The organism is Cohnella sp. LGH, from assembly GCF_017671885.1.
GTDB classification, from domain to species: Bacteria; Bacillota; Bacilli; order Paenibacillales; family Paenibacillaceae; genus Cohnella; species Cohnella phaseoli.
This window is the reverse complement of record NZ_CP072117.1, coordinates 5,537,679-5,554,104: the sequence shown is the minus strand read 5'-3', so window position 1 is coordinate 5,554,104 and position 16,426 is coordinate 5,537,679. Positions and strand designations below refer to the sequence as shown.

Annotated in this window: 11 protein-coding genes; 8 read left to right on the top strand and 3 right to left on the bottom strand. The window is 51.9% G+C overall.

The annotated features are described in order from the left end of the window. Nucleotides 1-58: 58 nt before the first annotated feature. Together J4772_RS23630 and J4772_RS23625 are read right to left on the bottom strand one after the other, a co-directional pair. Nucleotides 59-982, bottom strand: a complete 924-nt coding sequence (locus J4772_RS23630; protein WP_209071651.1) for a hypothetical protein — start codon at nt 980-982, stop codon at nt 59-61. A gap of 4 nt (nt 983-986) precedes the next feature. Beyond that, nucleotides 987-3,791: an AAA family ATPase gene (locus tag J4772_RS23625; RefSeq protein ID WP_209071650.1), complete on the bottom strand. Its 2,805-nt coding sequence runs from the start codon at nt 3,789-3,791 to the stop codon at nt 987-989. A 161-nt stretch (nt 3,792-3,952) separates the two neighbouring features. Here J4772_RS23625 and J4772_RS23620 point away from each other — a divergent pair, with 161 nt between their 5' ends. Continuing rightward, the gene (locus tag J4772_RS23620; RefSeq protein ID WP_209071649.1) at nt 3,953-4,396 is read left to right on the top strand and encodes an SRPBCC family protein; all 444 of its coding nucleotides are present in this window, start codon (nt 3,953-3,955) and stop codon (nt 4,394-4,396) included. A 128-nt stretch (nt 4,397-4,524) separates the two neighbouring features. On the opposite strand, the gene J4772_RS23615 is transcribed toward J4772_RS23620, so the two are convergent. Beyond that, nucleotides 4,525-5,016, bottom strand: coding sequence for an effector binding domain-containing protein (locus J4772_RS23615; RefSeq protein ID WP_209071648.1), 492 nt, complete (start codon nt 5,014-5,016; stop codon nt 4,525-4,527). A 97-nt stretch (nt 5,017-5,113) separates the two neighbouring features. Here J4772_RS23615 and J4772_RS23610 point away from each other — a divergent pair, with 97 nt between their 5' ends. From J4772_RS23610 to J4772_RS23580, 7 genes are all read left to right on the top strand, one after another. Then, complete coding sequence (locus J4772_RS23610) at nt 5,114-6,049, top strand: helix-turn-helix transcriptional regulator (protein ID WP_209071647.1); 936 nt, start codon at nt 5,114-5,116, stop codon at nt 6,047-6,049. Nucleotides 6,050-6,486: 437 nt separating this feature from the next. Then, on the top strand, nt 6,487-6,741 hold the full coding sequence (locus tag J4772_RS23605; protein ID WP_371822911.1) for an ABC transporter substrate-binding protein: 255 nt from the start codon (nt 6,487-6,489) through the stop codon (nt 6,739-6,741). A gap of 246 nt (nt 6,742-6,987) precedes the next feature. Beyond that, the gene (locus J4772_RS23600; protein WP_209071645.1) at nt 6,988-7,227 is read left to right on the top strand and encodes a hypothetical protein; all 240 of its coding nucleotides are present in this window, start codon (nt 6,988-6,990) and stop codon (nt 7,225-7,227) included. A 206-nt stretch (nt 7,228-7,433) separates the two neighbouring features. Beyond that, nucleotides 7,434-11,831 (top strand): S-layer homology domain-containing protein, encoded by a 4,398-nt coding sequence (locus J4772_RS23595; RefSeq protein WP_209071644.1) that lies wholly within the window; start codon nt 7,434-7,436, stop codon nt 11,829-11,831. 106 nt (nt 11,832-11,937) lie between these two features. Next, entirely contained in the window at nt 11,938-13,695 is a 1,758-nt protein-coding gene (locus J4772_RS23590; RefSeq protein WP_209071643.1) for a GxGYxYP domain-containing protein, read from the top strand. Next, complete coding sequence (locus tag J4772_RS23585) at nt 13,688-15,445, top strand: glycoside hydrolase family 38 N-terminal domain-containing protein (RefSeq protein WP_209071642.1); 1,758 nt, start codon at nt 13,688-13,690, stop codon at nt 15,443-15,445. Before J4772_RS23590 ends, J4772_RS23585 begins: the two co-directional genes overlap by 8 nt. A gap of 12 nt (nt 15,446-15,457) precedes the next feature. Further along, nucleotides 15,458-16,426 carry a glycosyl hydrolase-related protein gene (locus tag J4772_RS23580; RefSeq protein ID WP_209071641.1) on the top strand — a complete coding sequence of 323 codons (969 nt, stop codon included), beginning with the start codon at nt 15,458-15,460 and terminating at the stop codon, nt 16,424-16,426.

The following is a 16,426-nucleotide window of genomic DNA, read 5'->3' as shown; positions in this document are numbered from 1 at the left end:
AGGAGAAAGACGTTGGGCATTTATTAATCCCAGCGTCTTTTTCCTTATGCGGATACGCCTAATCGTAAATCTTCAACTCCTTGTGCAGATCATGCATCATTTTCCCAAGCGGTTTCGTTCTCATGCTCTCTTTTGTGATTTCAGCGCCGAAGATCATTTTTTTGAGCTCTTTATCCGTCAAACCGACTCGCTCCAGCATTTCTTGAAGCTCGTCCTTTTGTGTCTGATTGTACATTTGCTCCTTCTCGATCAATTCGAGCACTTCAGTGCTATGTATTTGGTACGCTTGTTCGATTTTCATAGTTTCGATGTTGTTTTTTAGATTTCCATCTGCGGTTATTTTGATCCTCATATCTTTCGGCGTGGTGCCTATATAGGAGAACGTTAAGTCTTCGATCCAATTCAAAGAACCGTCAAAAGGGGAGGCAAATTTTAAGGCCTTGTCGCTCTTGACTCTGTTACAGTTGCCGCAGACGGGAATGAGATTGTATAGACAAACCGAGAAGAGAGGAAACGCCGCTTTATTAAAAAAATGATCCAACTGCGCCCCCGAAATCTTCTTCCCTCTGCTGTTAATATAATCTCTATTACAATAAGGGCAGACGGTAAGGCCGGTATTCTGGACGATTCTCACACGCAAGGATGTACGATCAAGCGTTGAACCTGCAAGAGACGAGTAGCAGTCATGGATAACCCGGTACAGCCTTTTCATACGCATTTTCTTTCCGTACATGCTGAAGCACTCGCGGTTCATACGATCGATCGTCGTACCGGAGATGTAGGCTTCGGCCGCTTTTAGTTTTTCTTTCCGGGCAAGAATTAGAGACTTAAATTCATTGTCGCTGTTGGCGAAAAAGTCGAGCGGCAAATACTTTTTGCAGCTGTCCATAAATTTGCCGCGGTCAAAAGCTTTTAATTTTTTATCGACTGCATTCCAATATTCAGTTTCGAATTTCTCGGAATACGGCTCAAGTTGGATCATAGTCTCACTCGCCCTCTTCTAGCTGTTTAATTTCACGGTCAAGCTTATCTCTTTGCTTGCGCAATTGAGCTAACCTGTAGAGCTTAACCAGCTCGGATTTGTCTAGCGCATCCATCAGCTTCTCTCGATAAATAGGCTCGCCGATTTTAAGAATTAAACGGCCTATTTTTTCAGCGTAGTCCTCCGGCTCGATAGGCTGGTCATAATACCGACCTAGCTCCTCGCCGATCTTTACCGTTTCGCCTTCTCTAGGGAAAAGCCATCTCGTAATATTTTCGATCAACATTTTGCTATAATCGCCTATCGTAGAAGACATAAAGAAATTGTGTTTGAGAAGCTTGTGAATATTTTGCCCGAAGGTTTGTTCGAAGCTTTTCTTTTCTTCCGCTAGATAAGCAATATCCTCGTTGAGAACATCGGAAATCATAAACGGCGAATTTGTCGTGATCACCACCTGGATCCGTGCTGCAGTTTCGGTATCGTGAATGAAGTCGATGAGCGTAGCGATATACTTCCTCTGCCACTCGGGATGGTAATATAGCTCGCCCTCGTCAATAAATAGAAGCGCGGTTTCGTCCTCCTGCAGCAGCTCATCCTGGCTGAATACGTTTGGTCCAATTAAAGGCTCCAAACGTCCCATATACTTCCGATGACCCTCCAAAAACCAGTAAAGCTTAGCTAGAAAAGAAAATTTGGCGTATTGGCCAGACGAGAAATGCTCCAGCTTGGCATCGGGCGCGGCGAGATACGGTTTGAGCGATGAAAGCTTCTTGCCGATCTGCGTTACCGTAAGTTCCATCTTTGCCAAACCCAATAATTCACTTTTTAGTGTAAATTTACGATCTGTCGGCATATCGAAATAGGGTTCCAGTCCTATCGCTGACAAAAAATCCAAAAATACCAACTGGTAACACAGATCTTTATTGATCGTAGGGGGATCGTTGATCGGCATTGATTTTTCCGTAGCTTCCCGCATTTTTCGCTGTCTTAGGGTTTCAATGTCTTTTCTCTTGCGAATAAAGCTTGCAGCCTCTGAATAATCGGCCTGCCCGAGACCGCTAAGAGATTTGGATAATTGCTTCTTATCGTTCTCTATTTCTTCCCGCAGCGTCATTTCTTCATCTGTAAACAGAAGAGTTTGGTGAACGCTGAGCATGCTGGAGAAATAGACGACTCTGCCTAATTCATGGGCTCTTTTATAAGTGCCGTTTACAAAAGGCATTGCTCCCGAGACGACGACAGCTTTAATATTAGTCAAATAATAGGGCTCATCATCTAGGCGGAACACAATCATAAAATCGCTGCCTCTGTCGAATAAGCCATAGTTTCCATAATCGGATTCGTCGACACAGCCATCGCTGCAGGGAATTTCGCGTAAATCTATTAGGTAGAGAAGCCGGAAAAAGGTATCTCTTAGAAAATCCACCGTACTGGTTTTTCCCGTTCCGTTTTTGCCCACGATACAGGATAGAGAGTGAATCTTTTCTCCATAAAAATGTGAAATATCGGGCGGTTCCGAGAGGGCTTTGAGTTCTTTCGCGCTGCAGTCGTAGGTGAAACGGTGATCAAAATCAACCGGCTGCTCTTTTACCGCTCTGTACGAATTAAGGAAAAGCAGCGAAAACGTCAGGCGATTGTAAAGATAGGAATCCGTGACCTCGTTGTTACCTCCATAAACAAGCTCGGACAATTTCTGTTCCATTTCTCTTGGTCGGTAGTCCTCCAGCATCCAGTCGCTGTAAATAAATTCAAATTGCATGTCGGGGGACGGCCGATTGGTGGAAGCAATTGAAATCTGGTGATTGGCAATATCCAGAGCTACGTTAATCACCGGTTTGCCATTGACAACGAATTGACGGGTTGGCGAACACTCATTAGTCCAATAAGCGTAGATGCTGTCCAGAGCGTCGTTTGCGATAACTCCGATTTTATCCTCTTTCAGTTTTTGTCTGTGAAAAGGATCTAGTAAGCGGAGATTGCTGCTGTTCCCGTATTTTTCGTAAATAGCGTTTGTCATGGAATTAGTCAGAAAGATACTGTCCAGGTAACTGAATTTATAGATCGTTTTTTTCTCGGATGCAAGGGATGCATGATCAATGATCGTGAAGATTTGATGCCTATACACTTTGTTGGTAATGATTCTGTATAAATCGTATTCCCGCAGCAAGAGGTCGACGATCTCAACGGGCAGACGATGGATGTACTTTCGGATCAACTCTATGCCTGAAAAGGCAAAGCCGACGTCGCCGGACGTTCCCGCATTGGAAACATGAGTATATAAAGCCTTTGCGACGGTTTCATTGTTCTCGACATTATTACTAGGATAGTACCGACATAGCAGCTCGATGGCTTCCTGATTGTCGAAGAAGCTGCCGTAGAAGTCTCCGTAAAACTCAACCAAACCGGAGTAAAGCAATTGTTCGATTGCCCCGTTTTCTGCTTTTAAGATATCGAGACCTTCCGTGCCCCCGCTCCTCAGAATGCTGTAGAAGCCGTAAGCCATATGCCGACGGCCCAGCAAGCTTTTATATCCTTCATGCCCAATAAGCTGGCCGTGGTTCGAGATCATGGACATCATAAGCTGCTTGGCAAAATGCCGTACATTATTTTCGTAGGTATCGGTTACAAAGTTTTTCTTGTGCTCCTCTTTAATAGCGTCTTCTTCCAAATTAAATACTCCGTGAAGTACGTCTAACAGCTTCTCCGCATCCATAACGTCGATATTGTCTAATAACGCTCGGCCTTTGGGTACCTCGTTCTTAAAGTGGGCTATCGTTTTTTTGATGTCGTCTAGCCATTCCAGTGCCAAATCGAATCTCTCCTTGAATGTCCATGAATGCAACGGCTGTGGTAGGATAAAAATAGAAGAAGGAATCGCGTTATTCGGACTCCTCGACGCCAGCAAGAAATGCCAAGCTTAATTGCTTCAATTATATCAAATATTTCCATGCGAGTATCGGAGGAGATTCTATGAATAACCTGACCAAAATGGAGATTCGCAAGCCTGCCCACGATGTTTTTGAAGCTTTTGTCGATCCTGATCAGATCGGAAACTTCTGGTTTTCGTCCAGCTCGGAGAGATGGGAAGAGGGTAAAACGGTCACGTTGCGATACGAAGAGTACGGAGCTCAAGGAGATATTCATGTCATCGAAATGATTAGCGATCAAAAGATTGTATTCGAATGGGGGAGGGAAGACGGGGAGCCGCATCTTGTAACAATCACGTTCAAGAATACGGATTCGGATTTAGCCGGCACTGTCGTAGAAGTGAACGAAGACGGATTTGACGAGAACGATCCAGAGCTAATCCCGAAGTTGGTGGGCAACAAAGAGGGATGGGTGTATATGCTGACTTGTCTGAAAGGGTATTTGGAGTTCGACGTGAACAGGCTTAGGGGCGCTTTGGTCAAATAATCGGAGTAAACTGGATAACTACATAGATTGATTGGTCGATTTCATAAGCCGTAAGGAAATAGCGCAAGCTCCGAGGGGAATTCTCAGCCCCGAGGCTTGCGCTATTTCCAATGGGGGGGGTAGAGGCGTTACCGATCCTGCCTTTTTCGAACCGGAACCCATACTTCGACTTCGGCATTCGTCGGGTCGCCGTTCAGCAAAACTTCCGCAATTGCCGCCCCGGAATATTCATAGGCGAACTCATCGGTTAGAACCGCTCCGAACGCCTGATCCTCCAGTTTGTCAAACGCCAAGCGCGATAATCCGCCGCTTCCCGACAAAATCAAATAGTCGCTTTCCGGAAAATAGAGCTCTTCGGCATTTTCAGGCAGAGCTTGAGCCGATTGCACCCCTGCATAATAATGGACGGTTCCATTTTCCAGAGCGACCGCCGCGTAACCGTAACGGCTGTCCGAATAAGGACGAAGGCTTGCGAACAGCCCGTTAGCCAGCAGCTCTTTGAAGAACGCCGTTTTTGAGCTGGAATACTGCGGCGAATGAATCGTTGACCCTTCATGCAGAGCGGTCTTATACCCGATGATGCGAAAAGCGTGCTTCGATTCAATTTTGAAATTGTTCATTGCTGTAGCCTCCTGATTAGAGAAAATGTTGAATACGTATTAAGCCTAAACTATCAACTATGACATCTGTATGGCATACTTGAGCGGGAGGCGGAATATGAAAATCGATCGTTTAATAGCTTTGATCATGATTTTATTGGAACGCGAAGTGGTAAGCGCAGGAGAGCTGGCCGAACGGCTCGAAGTGAGCAGACGAACCATCTACCGCGACATCGATACGTTAACCTTTGCCGGACTGCCTATTTTTACGAATCAGGGAGCGATGGGCGGCGTCGGGCTGATGAAATCCTACAAAATAGACCGACTGTTATTTACGCAGCAGGATTTGCAGGCTGTGCTGGACAGCTTGAATAGCTATAGACAGTTATTCGGGCATAAGGAGCTAACTTATGTTCTGGAGAAGCTGCAGAGCTTCCATCCTGGCGGCGTTGCCGATAGTGCCGGAGGGAAGTTTGCGGTAGATTTGGCTCTAAATCTAGGCAATGAATCGTTGCGAGGCTTGCTCGGCTTGGTCGAGACTGCGATGAACGAACATTGGTATTTGACGTTTGATTATGTGGGGCGAGACGGGCGCAGCAGTTCCCGGAAGGTCGAGCCGTACCGGATTGTTTTCAAAGAAAGCAGTTGGTACTTGCAAGGCTATTGTGCGGATCGGAAAGATTTCCGTATCTTCAAATTGGCGAGGATGAGCGGGCTGCAGGTTTCGTCCGAAGCTTTTGCGCCGAGAAAATTTACGCCGCTGCCCATGGATGGGGCCAAATGGATGAGCCGAGATTGGGTGGAGGTTACCGTTCGCCTTCATCGCTCGGTCGCGGATAAAGTGATTGAACGCTTCGGGGAAGGGCACATTCTTCGAGCGGAGGGGGATACTTGTCTGGCGACCTACCCCATTATTAACAATACGTACGGCTACGACAAGCTGCTCGCATTCGGGGATAAATGTGAAGTTCTTGAGCCGCTTGAAGTGCGTGCGGCATTCCAAGCTTACGTCCGCAGTATTTTGGAGAAATACAAGCCGAGTGGGCAACGTTAGAGCTTTCCTCTGCATAGAGAGTGGGTAGCGATGTCGCTTTTATCCCCTATTAATGTGACGCTATTCTCTATTGTTTATGGATTTCTCTCTCACTATAATTGATAATGATAATCGTTATCTATGAAGGAGAGTCAGCATGAACCGTTCAAAAAAACCACTTTTCATTTCTTTGCTCGTTCTAATTGTCGTCCTCGTCTTGTCTGCTTGCGGAGCCGCCAACGAAAAAGAGAGCGCTGCTCCAAGCGCCAGCGAAGAGGCAAGTGCGTCGCCCGCCAGCGAAGCGGCAAGCACGCCGTCCGCCGACCAAGCGGAGGAGTCTAACACTTCTTCGGCTACAAGAATATATAAAGATGCGCTGGGACGCGAGGTTGAAATTCCGGTTCAGCCGAAGAGGGTCGTCGCGCTATGGACAGTCGGCGAGATAGGACGCCACCGGCATCGTCAGTATTGGCGAAGCGGAGTACAGGACAAGCGATCTGCTGGAGCTGAAACCGGATCTGATCGTGGCCTCCGACTTTATGTCTCGCGAGCAGCTCACCCATCTCGAAACGCTGGCTCCGGTCATCGTCGTTCCGTGGGATACGCTGCCGATCGAGCGGCTGAAGCAGATCGCCCGCGTATTGGGCCAGCAGAACGAGGCTCAAGTATGGTTCGACCGCTATACGCGCAAAAAACAAGCGGTACAGAGCTGATGCAAGGAACGGTTAAAGCCCGATGAGACGGCGGCGGTTATTCGGCTGGATGAACAGAAAGTATGGGTTCATGCGTCGCGTTTTTTTCCTTTGTTTTACGATGCAATCGGATTCCGCCCCTCTGCGCTTATGAACCTCACAACGGAGCGGAACGCCGATAATAGGCGGGTAGAGGTTCCGTTCGATCGACTTGCAGAGATAGAAGCGGATCGACTGTATGTCGTAGAGGGGAGGGAGAAGGAATTCATGCGCTGGCTGGAGGGGGTGATTCAGACGAAGCAGTGGAACGAATTAAGCGCGGTTAGAAACAAACAAGTATACGTCATCCGACAAAAAGGCGTGTCCAATAATGCCAGCAGCCTGGAATGGCAGCTTGACCAGGTGGAGCAACTGCTTGGCGATACGTCAGCGGTTCCGCGGGCAGGCGGATTTTTTGCGGGGAATGTCGATTATGTGCGTAGGCAAGGGCGGGGTGTTGAGGGATAAGTGCTGTTCAATATCGGATTTTGCATTGTCCATAATAATCGCAAGCTTAGGGTAAGCGCCCTGGGCTTGCGCTTTTTTTATGGATGAAAACGTTGCCGTAGAATACTTAATAGTTTGTGTAGGAAAGTAGATTTATGTTGGAAGCTCTTCGAAATACAATAGGAGCAGTCTTGGAATAATAGCGCTTTCAAGAGAGAGGGGAAACAATGAGACAAAGGCTGGGACTACTCTTATTGGTATTCGCATTGTTGGCGGGAAGTGCGGCAGCGGCTGGTTCGGCAGAGGCTGCTTCGCCATCGAAAACGCTTTATGTATTTGATCTGAAAGCTTTTATCCGCGGGAAAGGGATGATTAGCCAGAAGGTTGCCTACGATTATCAGAAGCTGGCGACAGCGCTGCAAGGTATTTCGAATCGCGACGCGCCTCGAATCTATTATGAGTACGAGAGCAATAGCATGGCGACGGAAGCGAATGTGGAGACCGACAAGTATTGGCTGGATAAGCTGAATCAACCGGGCGAGTACTTGCACGATTATGCGAAGGACGACAGCCAAAGCTTCTCCGACTTGCTCGCGATCTTCCGTTCGTCGGTCAACGGAGTAGTGGTGTGGGACGAGGAAGTGCCTGCGACTGCCAACGTGGCTTCGACCCTTGCAGGCGTGGATAATTTGCTTCCTGTCCGATACGATCCTTCGCCCGGGAGCGCCTATACGGAACTGGTTACCGGTCTGGGGCTCCCTGTCGTTGTCGACCTAAGAGGCAAATTTACCGGTACGGGCGTCATACCGGATATTGGCCGCGCAAGTACGGGAAGCGCCAAGAACGACGCTTATTTATGGGCTAAGGCGCTGTACCTGGATACGGGCAAGACGAATCCGATGCTGATGACGAATTCCCTTGACGGAGCGTCTTGGAGCCTGAACGATGTGGAAGGGGAAACGCAATACGGGGCCAAAGTCATCTCCGCCTATATTCCGGAGCAGATAGAAGCCGGAGCGACCGCAGCGGTTTCCTTAACCGTTCAAAATACGGGGACGGCGACCTGGAAGCTAGACGAATTGTATCGTCTAGGGGCGCTGTCTAGTAATTCGATCCTATGGACCAATATGCCGGATGGCGGTCATTCGTTGGCGGTGAACGATCAGAGGGTGTTTCTGAATGCTGCCGATACGATCGCTCCGGGCGAGACGAAGAAATTCCGCTTTGCGCTCAAAGCTCCTGACGCACAAGGCCAGGTTGTTTTCTCGGCGAATGTCGTCAGAGACGGAGTCGCTTGGATGGCCGGGACGGGAATCACGAGGACGATCGATATCGTGGCGCCTTCGTCGCCTCCGGTTGGCCCGCCTCCGGCAATCGATCCGCCGGACGATCCGAATCGAATCCCGGCGACCGTTGAAGATACGCCTCCTGCGGAAGCCGACGGACTGACGCTGGCGGCTCAAGCGATTGCCGAGAATCTCCCGAATGCGATGAATCCGGGAGACGTGATGAATATTTCCCTGACCCTGCGAAATAAGGGAGCCCAGACATGGGCGGAAATACTGGCCGGAGAACCTGTAAATGTTCGCCTTGCAACGCTGGAGAACAACGGGTTTCAGTGGGGGGAAACCAATGGCGGATATTCGTTGGCCCCTAACAACGCCCGGGTGTTTATGAACGGGGAAGTTGACACGGAGGAGGAATATACCTTCCGGTTCACGATCGAAGCGCCGCAGCAGGCCGGCGTGTATACGTTCGCGGCGCAATTGATTCGTGACGGCAAAGCCTGGTTCGGTCCGAAGGTGACCAAGTCGATCACGGTAGGGGAGTCGTCGGCGGAACCGGTTGAAATTCCCGTCAACAGCGATACATTCTCCTATCCGGATTTATTCAATAATTCCTTGCCGAACGCGGATTATTATATCGCCAAGAAAGCCTTCTTTTTCGACTTGAGTCCGGATCAGACCAGTATACCGAACGATGACAGGAGTCAGCCCTTGGGCACGGACTATCGAACGCTGATTGAGCTGCTGGCCGCGCAGAACGCCAAAGCGGGCGAGAATATTTTCACTGTAGGCGGGTTTGTTCCCTGGTTTTTGAAGTATACGAATTTTGCCGATCCGCTCGGCTCCAATCTTACACCGGTAGAGGCGGAGTGGACGTATGCGGATATCGTATCTCGTTATAACGCGCAGAAGGATGCGGACGCTTACGGCTTAACCGGCTTGTCCAACGCCTCGGTCTTCAGGCACGTGCCGCTGGCGGCTGCTTACGAACAGAACAATGATAAAGGAAATAACGGTAAAACGCTGGAGGAAGGCAAGAAGTACGTGACCTTCTTCATGGGAGATTTCGATGCCGGCGCCTGGACGTCCAGCGCGCTGCCGATTTTGTGGGACGATCCGCAGCGAGGCGAGCTTCCGCTTGCCTGGTCGTTCGTTCCGAATACGTCGGAGCGCGTGCCGCAGATGTACAACTATCTGTTTGAGACGATGGGGCCAAACGATTATTTCGTGGCCGGAGACAATGGGGCGGGCTACTTGAACCCGATGATGCTTATGGCGGAAAATCGGCCCGACGGTCTTCCGGATTTCCTGGACGTGTGGGAGAGCTACAACGTCGGTTTGTACGACAAGTTCGACTTGGACATTACCGGTTTTCTCATCAGCGGCAATTCCCAGAGCACGCCGTTAAGAGTGCAGGAAGTCTATAGCCGTATTTCACCGGCCGGAGTCGGGAACAACGCCGGGTTCGATCAGGATATTGTCAATGGTACGCCGTTTGCTCCGGTTACGGACATGGGCCTGTTCCGATCGGATACCGAGCAATTCGGCAAGGACTTGGCCAGAGCGTTAAAAAGAAATCAATTTTTGAACATCCGAGTCATTCTGACGAAGCCGTCGGACATCGTTGCAGCCGTTCAATACGTGCAAACGAATCATCCGGAGCTGAATTTTGAAGTGGTTGATCCTTATACTTACTTCCGTCTCTATAAGGAAGCCGAAGGAGATACCGGAACGATCGATGAAACGAAGCAATATCAAGCCGTTAAAGCCGGAGCTCCAATTACGATAGACGGCGTAGCCAAAGCCGAGGAATGGGAAAAGGCAGCGGAAATTGTCGTGAGTCCGCTTTCCGACGATGTGGTTGCTTACGGCACCGTATGGGGAGCGGAAACGTATGCGGCGGATTTGACGTCTCGTTACCGGATTCGTTGGGACGATCAGCATCTGTACTTGCTGGAAGAGAGAACGGACGATTCGCTTCATTTTACGGAGACCGGCTCCCAAATGTACTTATCCGATGCCACGATGCTATTCCTGGACTTGGGGCATGACAAGCAAGGGGGCGTCTACAAGAACGGGGACTACGCCTTATTCCTGACGCCGAGCGGGCCGGATGAACAGCCGCATATGTTTATTCGCGAAGGCCGGAACGAAGGGCAGATCGAGCGCGAATTCACGGACGGTCGCATTGCCGGCGTCATTACGGATTCCGGATATACGATGGAAGTTGCCATTCCGTGGTCTGCCTTGCAAACGATGCCGTTCGCCCCCGGAGTGGACCGCAAAGTGGGCATGAGCTTGCTGGCCACCGATCAAGACGGCTCCGGCAATTGGGGGCAGATCATGTGGGTTGGGGATGGCGACAATCAGGCGAATTGGGCGGATATGAAGTTTGTCGGGGGGGCGAACCCGACCGAGCCCGGCGGTCCGACAGGTCCCGGAAGCTCCACAGGTTCCGGAAGCTCCTCAGGCTCGAGCACACCGCCCAAGGTTGAACAGCAAGATCCCGCTTATGAACCGATGGATAAGCAGCTTGTCGAAGAACTGCTTCGAAAATCCGAGCAATCCGAAGCGGCACAGCTGAGAGCGGTATCCGAAGGGATTAAGGTTGCCGCTGCGACGGCGGTCAAACCGACGAAAATCGCGATTCGATTGCCGACGGAGAATACGGTTCATCCCGTCTATCTGTATAAAATCGGCGAAGACGGCAAGCTGATCTATGTACCGAGCAAGCGTTCCGACGGCGTTGTTGAAGCGGAGGTAACGGAGCCGGGCCTGTACGGATTAATCGAATACGATAGAAGCTATGCGGACGTTCCGTCCGGTTATTGGGCATACGACGTGATTCGCGATTTGAGCGCAAGGCAGATCGTAGCGGGAGTCGACGCCGCACAATTTAATCCGACCAGCCCGATCACCCGCGCCGAATTCACGGCTATGCTTGCCAGAGCGGCAGGACTCAAGCCCGCGGCAGGATCAAGCTTCGCGGATGTTGCGGCCGACAAGTGGTATGCGGGCTATATCGCCGCAGCGCGGCAAGCGGGCTGGACGAAAGGAGAATCCGCGGACAGCTTTAATCCGAGCGGCATCATTACGCGCGAGCAGATGGCAGTTATGATGATCCGAATACTGAAGAATGCGTCAGGGACGAAGGATTTGCCGGCAATGTTCAAGGATGACGAGTCCGTCTCTTCCTGGGCTAGGGATGCGGTCAGAATGGCTGCGGAGCTTGAACTGTTGAAAGGCAATCCGACCGGTAACTTCCTGCCGCTCAAGATGACCTCTCGAGCGGAGGGGGCGCAGGCGATCTATAATTTGCTCCGCTATCTGGAGAAGTAAGCGCCAAGATGAAGCTTAGCCGGGAGGCTGTCTCGCCAGTCATCGACGATGCGCTGCGGGCAGCCTCTCGTTCCAATGCGTTCAGCGGTATAGGAGGAGGGTTTGGATGTACCATTTTCAGGCTTCGGCCTATGTGTATTCCTATGCGGGTCCTGATAACAGCAAGCTGCGTTACGATTTGCTGAAAGCCTTATCCGCTCTGCAAGGGCTGGCGAATCGGGACAGCTGCAGATTGTATATCACGTTTATGGAAGAGACGGATCGCTATTGGCTGAATCAATATCGGGACAAGAACGGATTTCTCGCGAGTGAAAGCTGGCAGGAGGTGCAGGATTGGGACGAATTGCTGACCGTGTTCGAGCCTTGGTTGGACGGTGTTGTGCTGTGGGATGAAGGGGTTCCGGCCACGTCGAATGTGGCTGCAACCATAAGCGGCGTGGAGCGGCTGCTTCCGGTGCGGTACGATCCGGCTCCCGATTCGTTCTATAGCCGATTTATTGCCGGGGATCGCCGACTTCCCGTGAAGCGCAGCCTTGTCGGATGGTTCACGGGAACCGGTACGATACCGGGCAGCGATATTCCCAGTTCGGGAAGCGCCAAGTGCGACGCCTATCTCTGGGCCAAGCTGAACTATCTGGATACCGGAATGTGCGATCCCCATCTTCTTGCTTACTATCTGGATGCGCAGCGCTGGCTCCCCAACGGGGAATGGTACCCGGATCTAAGCAATACGATGGTGACGAATCACGACTATTATATCGCTCGGAAAGCTTTTTTCTTCGATCTCAGCCCGTGGGACGACGAGCTTCCCGGGGACGATCCCGAGCAGCCGTTAGGCGCCGATCTCCATACGATGAAATCTATCCTGCTCAGCCAATATCGCAACAGCGGAGGGGAGCGAATTTTTACGGTCGGCGGATTTACGCCCTGGTATGTGAAATATACGCAATCCAGCATCCGGCCGGGCAAACATGAAGCCGTAGAGACGGAATGGCGGTATGCGGAAATACTGTCCTGCTACAATGCGATCATGGACGCCGATGCCTACGGCTTGTCGGGGATGGCGAACGCATCGGTTCACCGGCATCATCCACTTGGGGAGCGATACGTCCAATCGAGGCCGGATGCGGTCGTGAACAAGGCGGAGAAGAACAAAGTCTATGTTCTATTCTTCATGGGAGACTACGATTCCGCGGCATGGCTTAATGCGCATATTCGTCTGATCTGGGACGACCCGCGAAGAGGGCAGCTTCCGCTTGCGTGGGGCTTCAATCCCAATTTATCCGAGCGCGTGCCGCAAGTGTTCGAATACGTCTACCGAACAAAGACCGCCAACGATGTGTTCGTATCCGGCGATTCCGGAGCGGGTTACTTGAACCCGACTCATCTGATCGAGCCCAGAGTCCATTCGGGTTTGCCATCTGGATTGGAAGCATGGGTGGCCCATAACCAAACGTATTATGAGCGGTTTGATCTGACGGTAACCGGCTTCTTGCTTAACGGCTTTCAGTATATCAATGAAGAGGTACAGAAGGCGTATGCCCGCTTTTCTCCGGACGGGGTGATTACCCAGGAGTACGATGGGCCTGCCGCGGTAGAAGGAACGGTATTCCAGCAGCTTTTTCACAATATAGGGCCTTACGGAACGCTGCGAGAGGCTGCGGATGTGATCTACGACAGCCTGGCCGTTACGGAGGCGCCGCAGTTCATCGTCTACCGTACTGTGCTCGTTCCTCCGACTCATCTCGTGAACTTGTTAGCCATGATTCGGGAGGAGCGGCCTGAGCTGCAGCTTGAGCCGCTAGACCCCTACACCTTTTTTAGGATGAAAAAACAGTATTTATCGGAGGTACCTCATGATTAACGTACACCTTGTTCCGCATACGCATTGGGATCGGGAATGGTACTTGCCTTATCAGGAGTTTCGAATTCGTTTGACTCGGCTGGTCGGCAAGCTTCTGACGATTTTGGAGCGGGACCCCGAGTATGTCAGCTTTCATCTGGACGGACAGAGCAGCGTGCTGGACGACTATTTGGAGGTTCATCCGGAGGATCGGGAACGGCTGAAAAGCTACATTGCTGAAGGAAAAATCAAGGTTGGGCCCTGGTACGTGCAGCCGGACGAGGCGCTTGTCAGCGGCGAAGCGCTAATCCGGAATTTTCAATTGGGCATTCGAATTGCGGAGGAGATGGGAGGATGTCAGCGGTTCGGTTATTTGCCGGATATGTTCGGGCATATTTCGCAGCTGCCGCAAATTCTGGCCGGGTTCGGCATGGAAGAGGTCGTGTTCTGGCGGGGGCTTGGCGACGTTGTGACCAAGTCGAACACTGAGCTGCGGTGGCAGGGCGCGGACGGGACAACGATGTTTGCCTACCGGTTTCCGAATGCGATCGGCTACAACAGCGTCTTTCGCCTTCACGCCGATTTAGACAAGGCGGAACAACAGCTGCGCGAGCTGCTCGACGTTCACTTGCTCCCGCCTACGCAAGCCGCTTCGGTTCTGGTGATGGTGGGCGTGGACCATATGGAGCCACAGGATAATCTGACTGAAATTATTCGGCAGCTTGCGCCGAAGTTTCCGGGCTACAAGCTGATCCACAGCACGATGGAACGGTTTCTGGCGGAGACGCGAGCTGATGTGGAGAAAAAGGGAGCTTCGCTGTATACGGCGGTTGGCGAGCTAAGAGATACGAACCGTTCGACGGATGGGGCGATCAACTTCCTGCTGGCCAATGTGCTTTCCTCCAGAATGCCGCTCAAGCAGTTTAATGCGAAGGTGCAGCATGAGCTGGAGAAATGGGCGGAACCGTTCTCCGCTATGTGGCACGGTATGGGCGGAGCCTATCCGGATAAGCTGCTGGGCCAATCGTGGAAGTATTTGCTGCAAAATCATCCGCATGATTCCATCTGCGGCTGCAGCCGCGATGAAGTGCACCGGCAGATGGTCACCCGGTTTGAATGGGCGCAGGAAATCGCGCAGCAGCTGACGGACGAATCCCTTCGCTCCATCACCGCCCGGATCGACACTTCGGCTCTGCCGGAGGAGGCAATTGTTTTCCATGTGTTTAACCCGCTTGAGCATAGTCGCAAGGACGCGGTTACGGTGGAGCTGCTGCTGCCGGATGTCGACGCGAACATTCGCTTCTTTGAAATCCGCGACAGCGAGGGCCGTCTGCTGCCTTCGCAATGGGTGGATTTGAAGCGGGAGCTAATAGCTGGGAACCACCCTGACGCCGAAGTCAGAGATCTTGGCTTGCTGGATGCCGCTGTGCCTCCCGAGGAGAAGGGTATTCTCGTTGGCTTGGTGTATGTTCGCAAGGCCACGGTGCGGTTTGCCCCCTATGAGCTGCCTGCCCTGGGCTATTCAACCTTCACAGCCGTGCCCGTTCGCAACGCGGCGAGGGATGAACGCTCGCTGGTAGACGGTCATGCGCTTGAGAATGAATGGCTGCGTGTGGAAGCGAACCGGGACGGCAGCGTTCAGCTATGGGATAAGGCGACGAGGCAAAAATATGAAAACCTGCTCGTTTACGAGGATGGCGGCGATATCGGGGACGGCTATACGTTCTCCCCGCCGCAGTTCGATGAGCTCTTCACTACATTGGGCTTGTAGGCTTCCCTGTCTGTGGCGAAAGACGGACCGGCTCGGGGGACGATTCGGATCGAGCAGAGCTGGCAGTTGCCCGTCGGCTTGGATAACGATCGTCGTAGGCGTTCGGCAGCCAAGCGCGAGTGCCGGTTGACGACGGAGCTCAGCCTTGGCCGAAATGACCGCTGGGTCGGCGTGGTGACTCGTTTCGACAATCAGGTGAACGATCATCGCTTGCGCGTGAAGGTGGCGACAGGAATTCAATCGGAGCAAAGCTGGGCATCCTCCGCCTTCGATATCGTCCGGCGGTCGACGAAGATTGTTCAGCCCGCAAGCAATCAATGGATCGAGGATGCTGTCGGCGCGCTGCCGAATCAGGGCTTGGCGGGAGTAACAAGCGCCTGCGGAGCCTACGGGTTTGCGATAGCGCCTTACGGGCTTCCCGAGTATGAAGCGACACCCCAAGGAGAGCTAGCGGTAACGCTAGTTCGTTCCGTAGGCTATCTCGGTTCTCCGGACGTACGCACGATCAGCGGCGGGGCAGGCCCTCAATTTGCTACGCCGGAGGCGCAGTGTCAGGGAGAGCTGGTCAATCGTCTGGCGCTAATCCCGCTCGCCGGCGACGAACTGCAGACAGGGGAAGCGTGGAGGAAATCAGCCGAGCATCATCTGCCGGCCAGGGCGGTTCAAATTCGCAGGCATACAGGAACGATGCCGCTCGTACATTCCTTTGCCAGCTTCGATCGGCCGGACAATCCGATCGTGCTGTCCGCCATGAAGAAGACGGAAGCTCGAGACGGAACGGTTATTCGCTGCTTCAACCCGACGGAATCCGAGCATATCGTCACCTTGCGTCTCGATCGTCCTGTCCAGGAAGCCTATATGCTGGACCTGGAGGAGAATCGGAAGGGGCCGGCGCAGTTTGCTTCATCGGATAACACAGCTTTGATTTTGCATTTTAAGCCGAAGCAGATCATTACCGTAGAAACGGTTAGAGGTGATTGA

Coding starts and splice junctions, on each gene's coding strand:
- J4772_RS23630 (WP_209071651.1), bottom strand. CDS start 982: ATGATCCAACTTGAGCCGTATTCCGAGAAATTCGAAACTGAATATTGG.
- J4772_RS23620 (WP_209071649.1), top strand. CDS start 3,953: ATGAATAACCTGACCAAAATGGAGATTCGCAAGCCTGCCCACGATGTT.
- J4772_RS23615 (WP_209071648.1), bottom strand. CDS start 5,016: ATGAACAATTTCAAAATTGAATCGAAGCACGCTTTTCGCATCATCGGG.
- J4772_RS23610 (WP_209071647.1), top strand. CDS start 5,114: ATGAAAATCGATCGTTTAATAGCTTTGATCATGATTTTATTGGAACGC.
- J4772_RS23600 (WP_209071645.1), top strand. CDS start 6,988: ATGCGCTGGCTGGAGGGGGTGATTCAGACGAAGCAGTGGAACGAATTA.
- J4772_RS23595 (WP_209071644.1), top strand. CDS start 7,434: ATGAGACAAAGGCTGGGACTACTCTTATTGGTATTCGCATTGTTGGCG.
- J4772_RS23590 (WP_209071643.1), top strand. CDS start 11,938: ATGTACCATTTTCAGGCTTCGGCCTATGTGTATTCCTATGCGGGTCCT.
- J4772_RS23585 (WP_209071642.1), top strand. CDS start 13,688: ATGATTAACGTACACCTTGTTCCGCATACGCATTGGGATCGGGAATGG.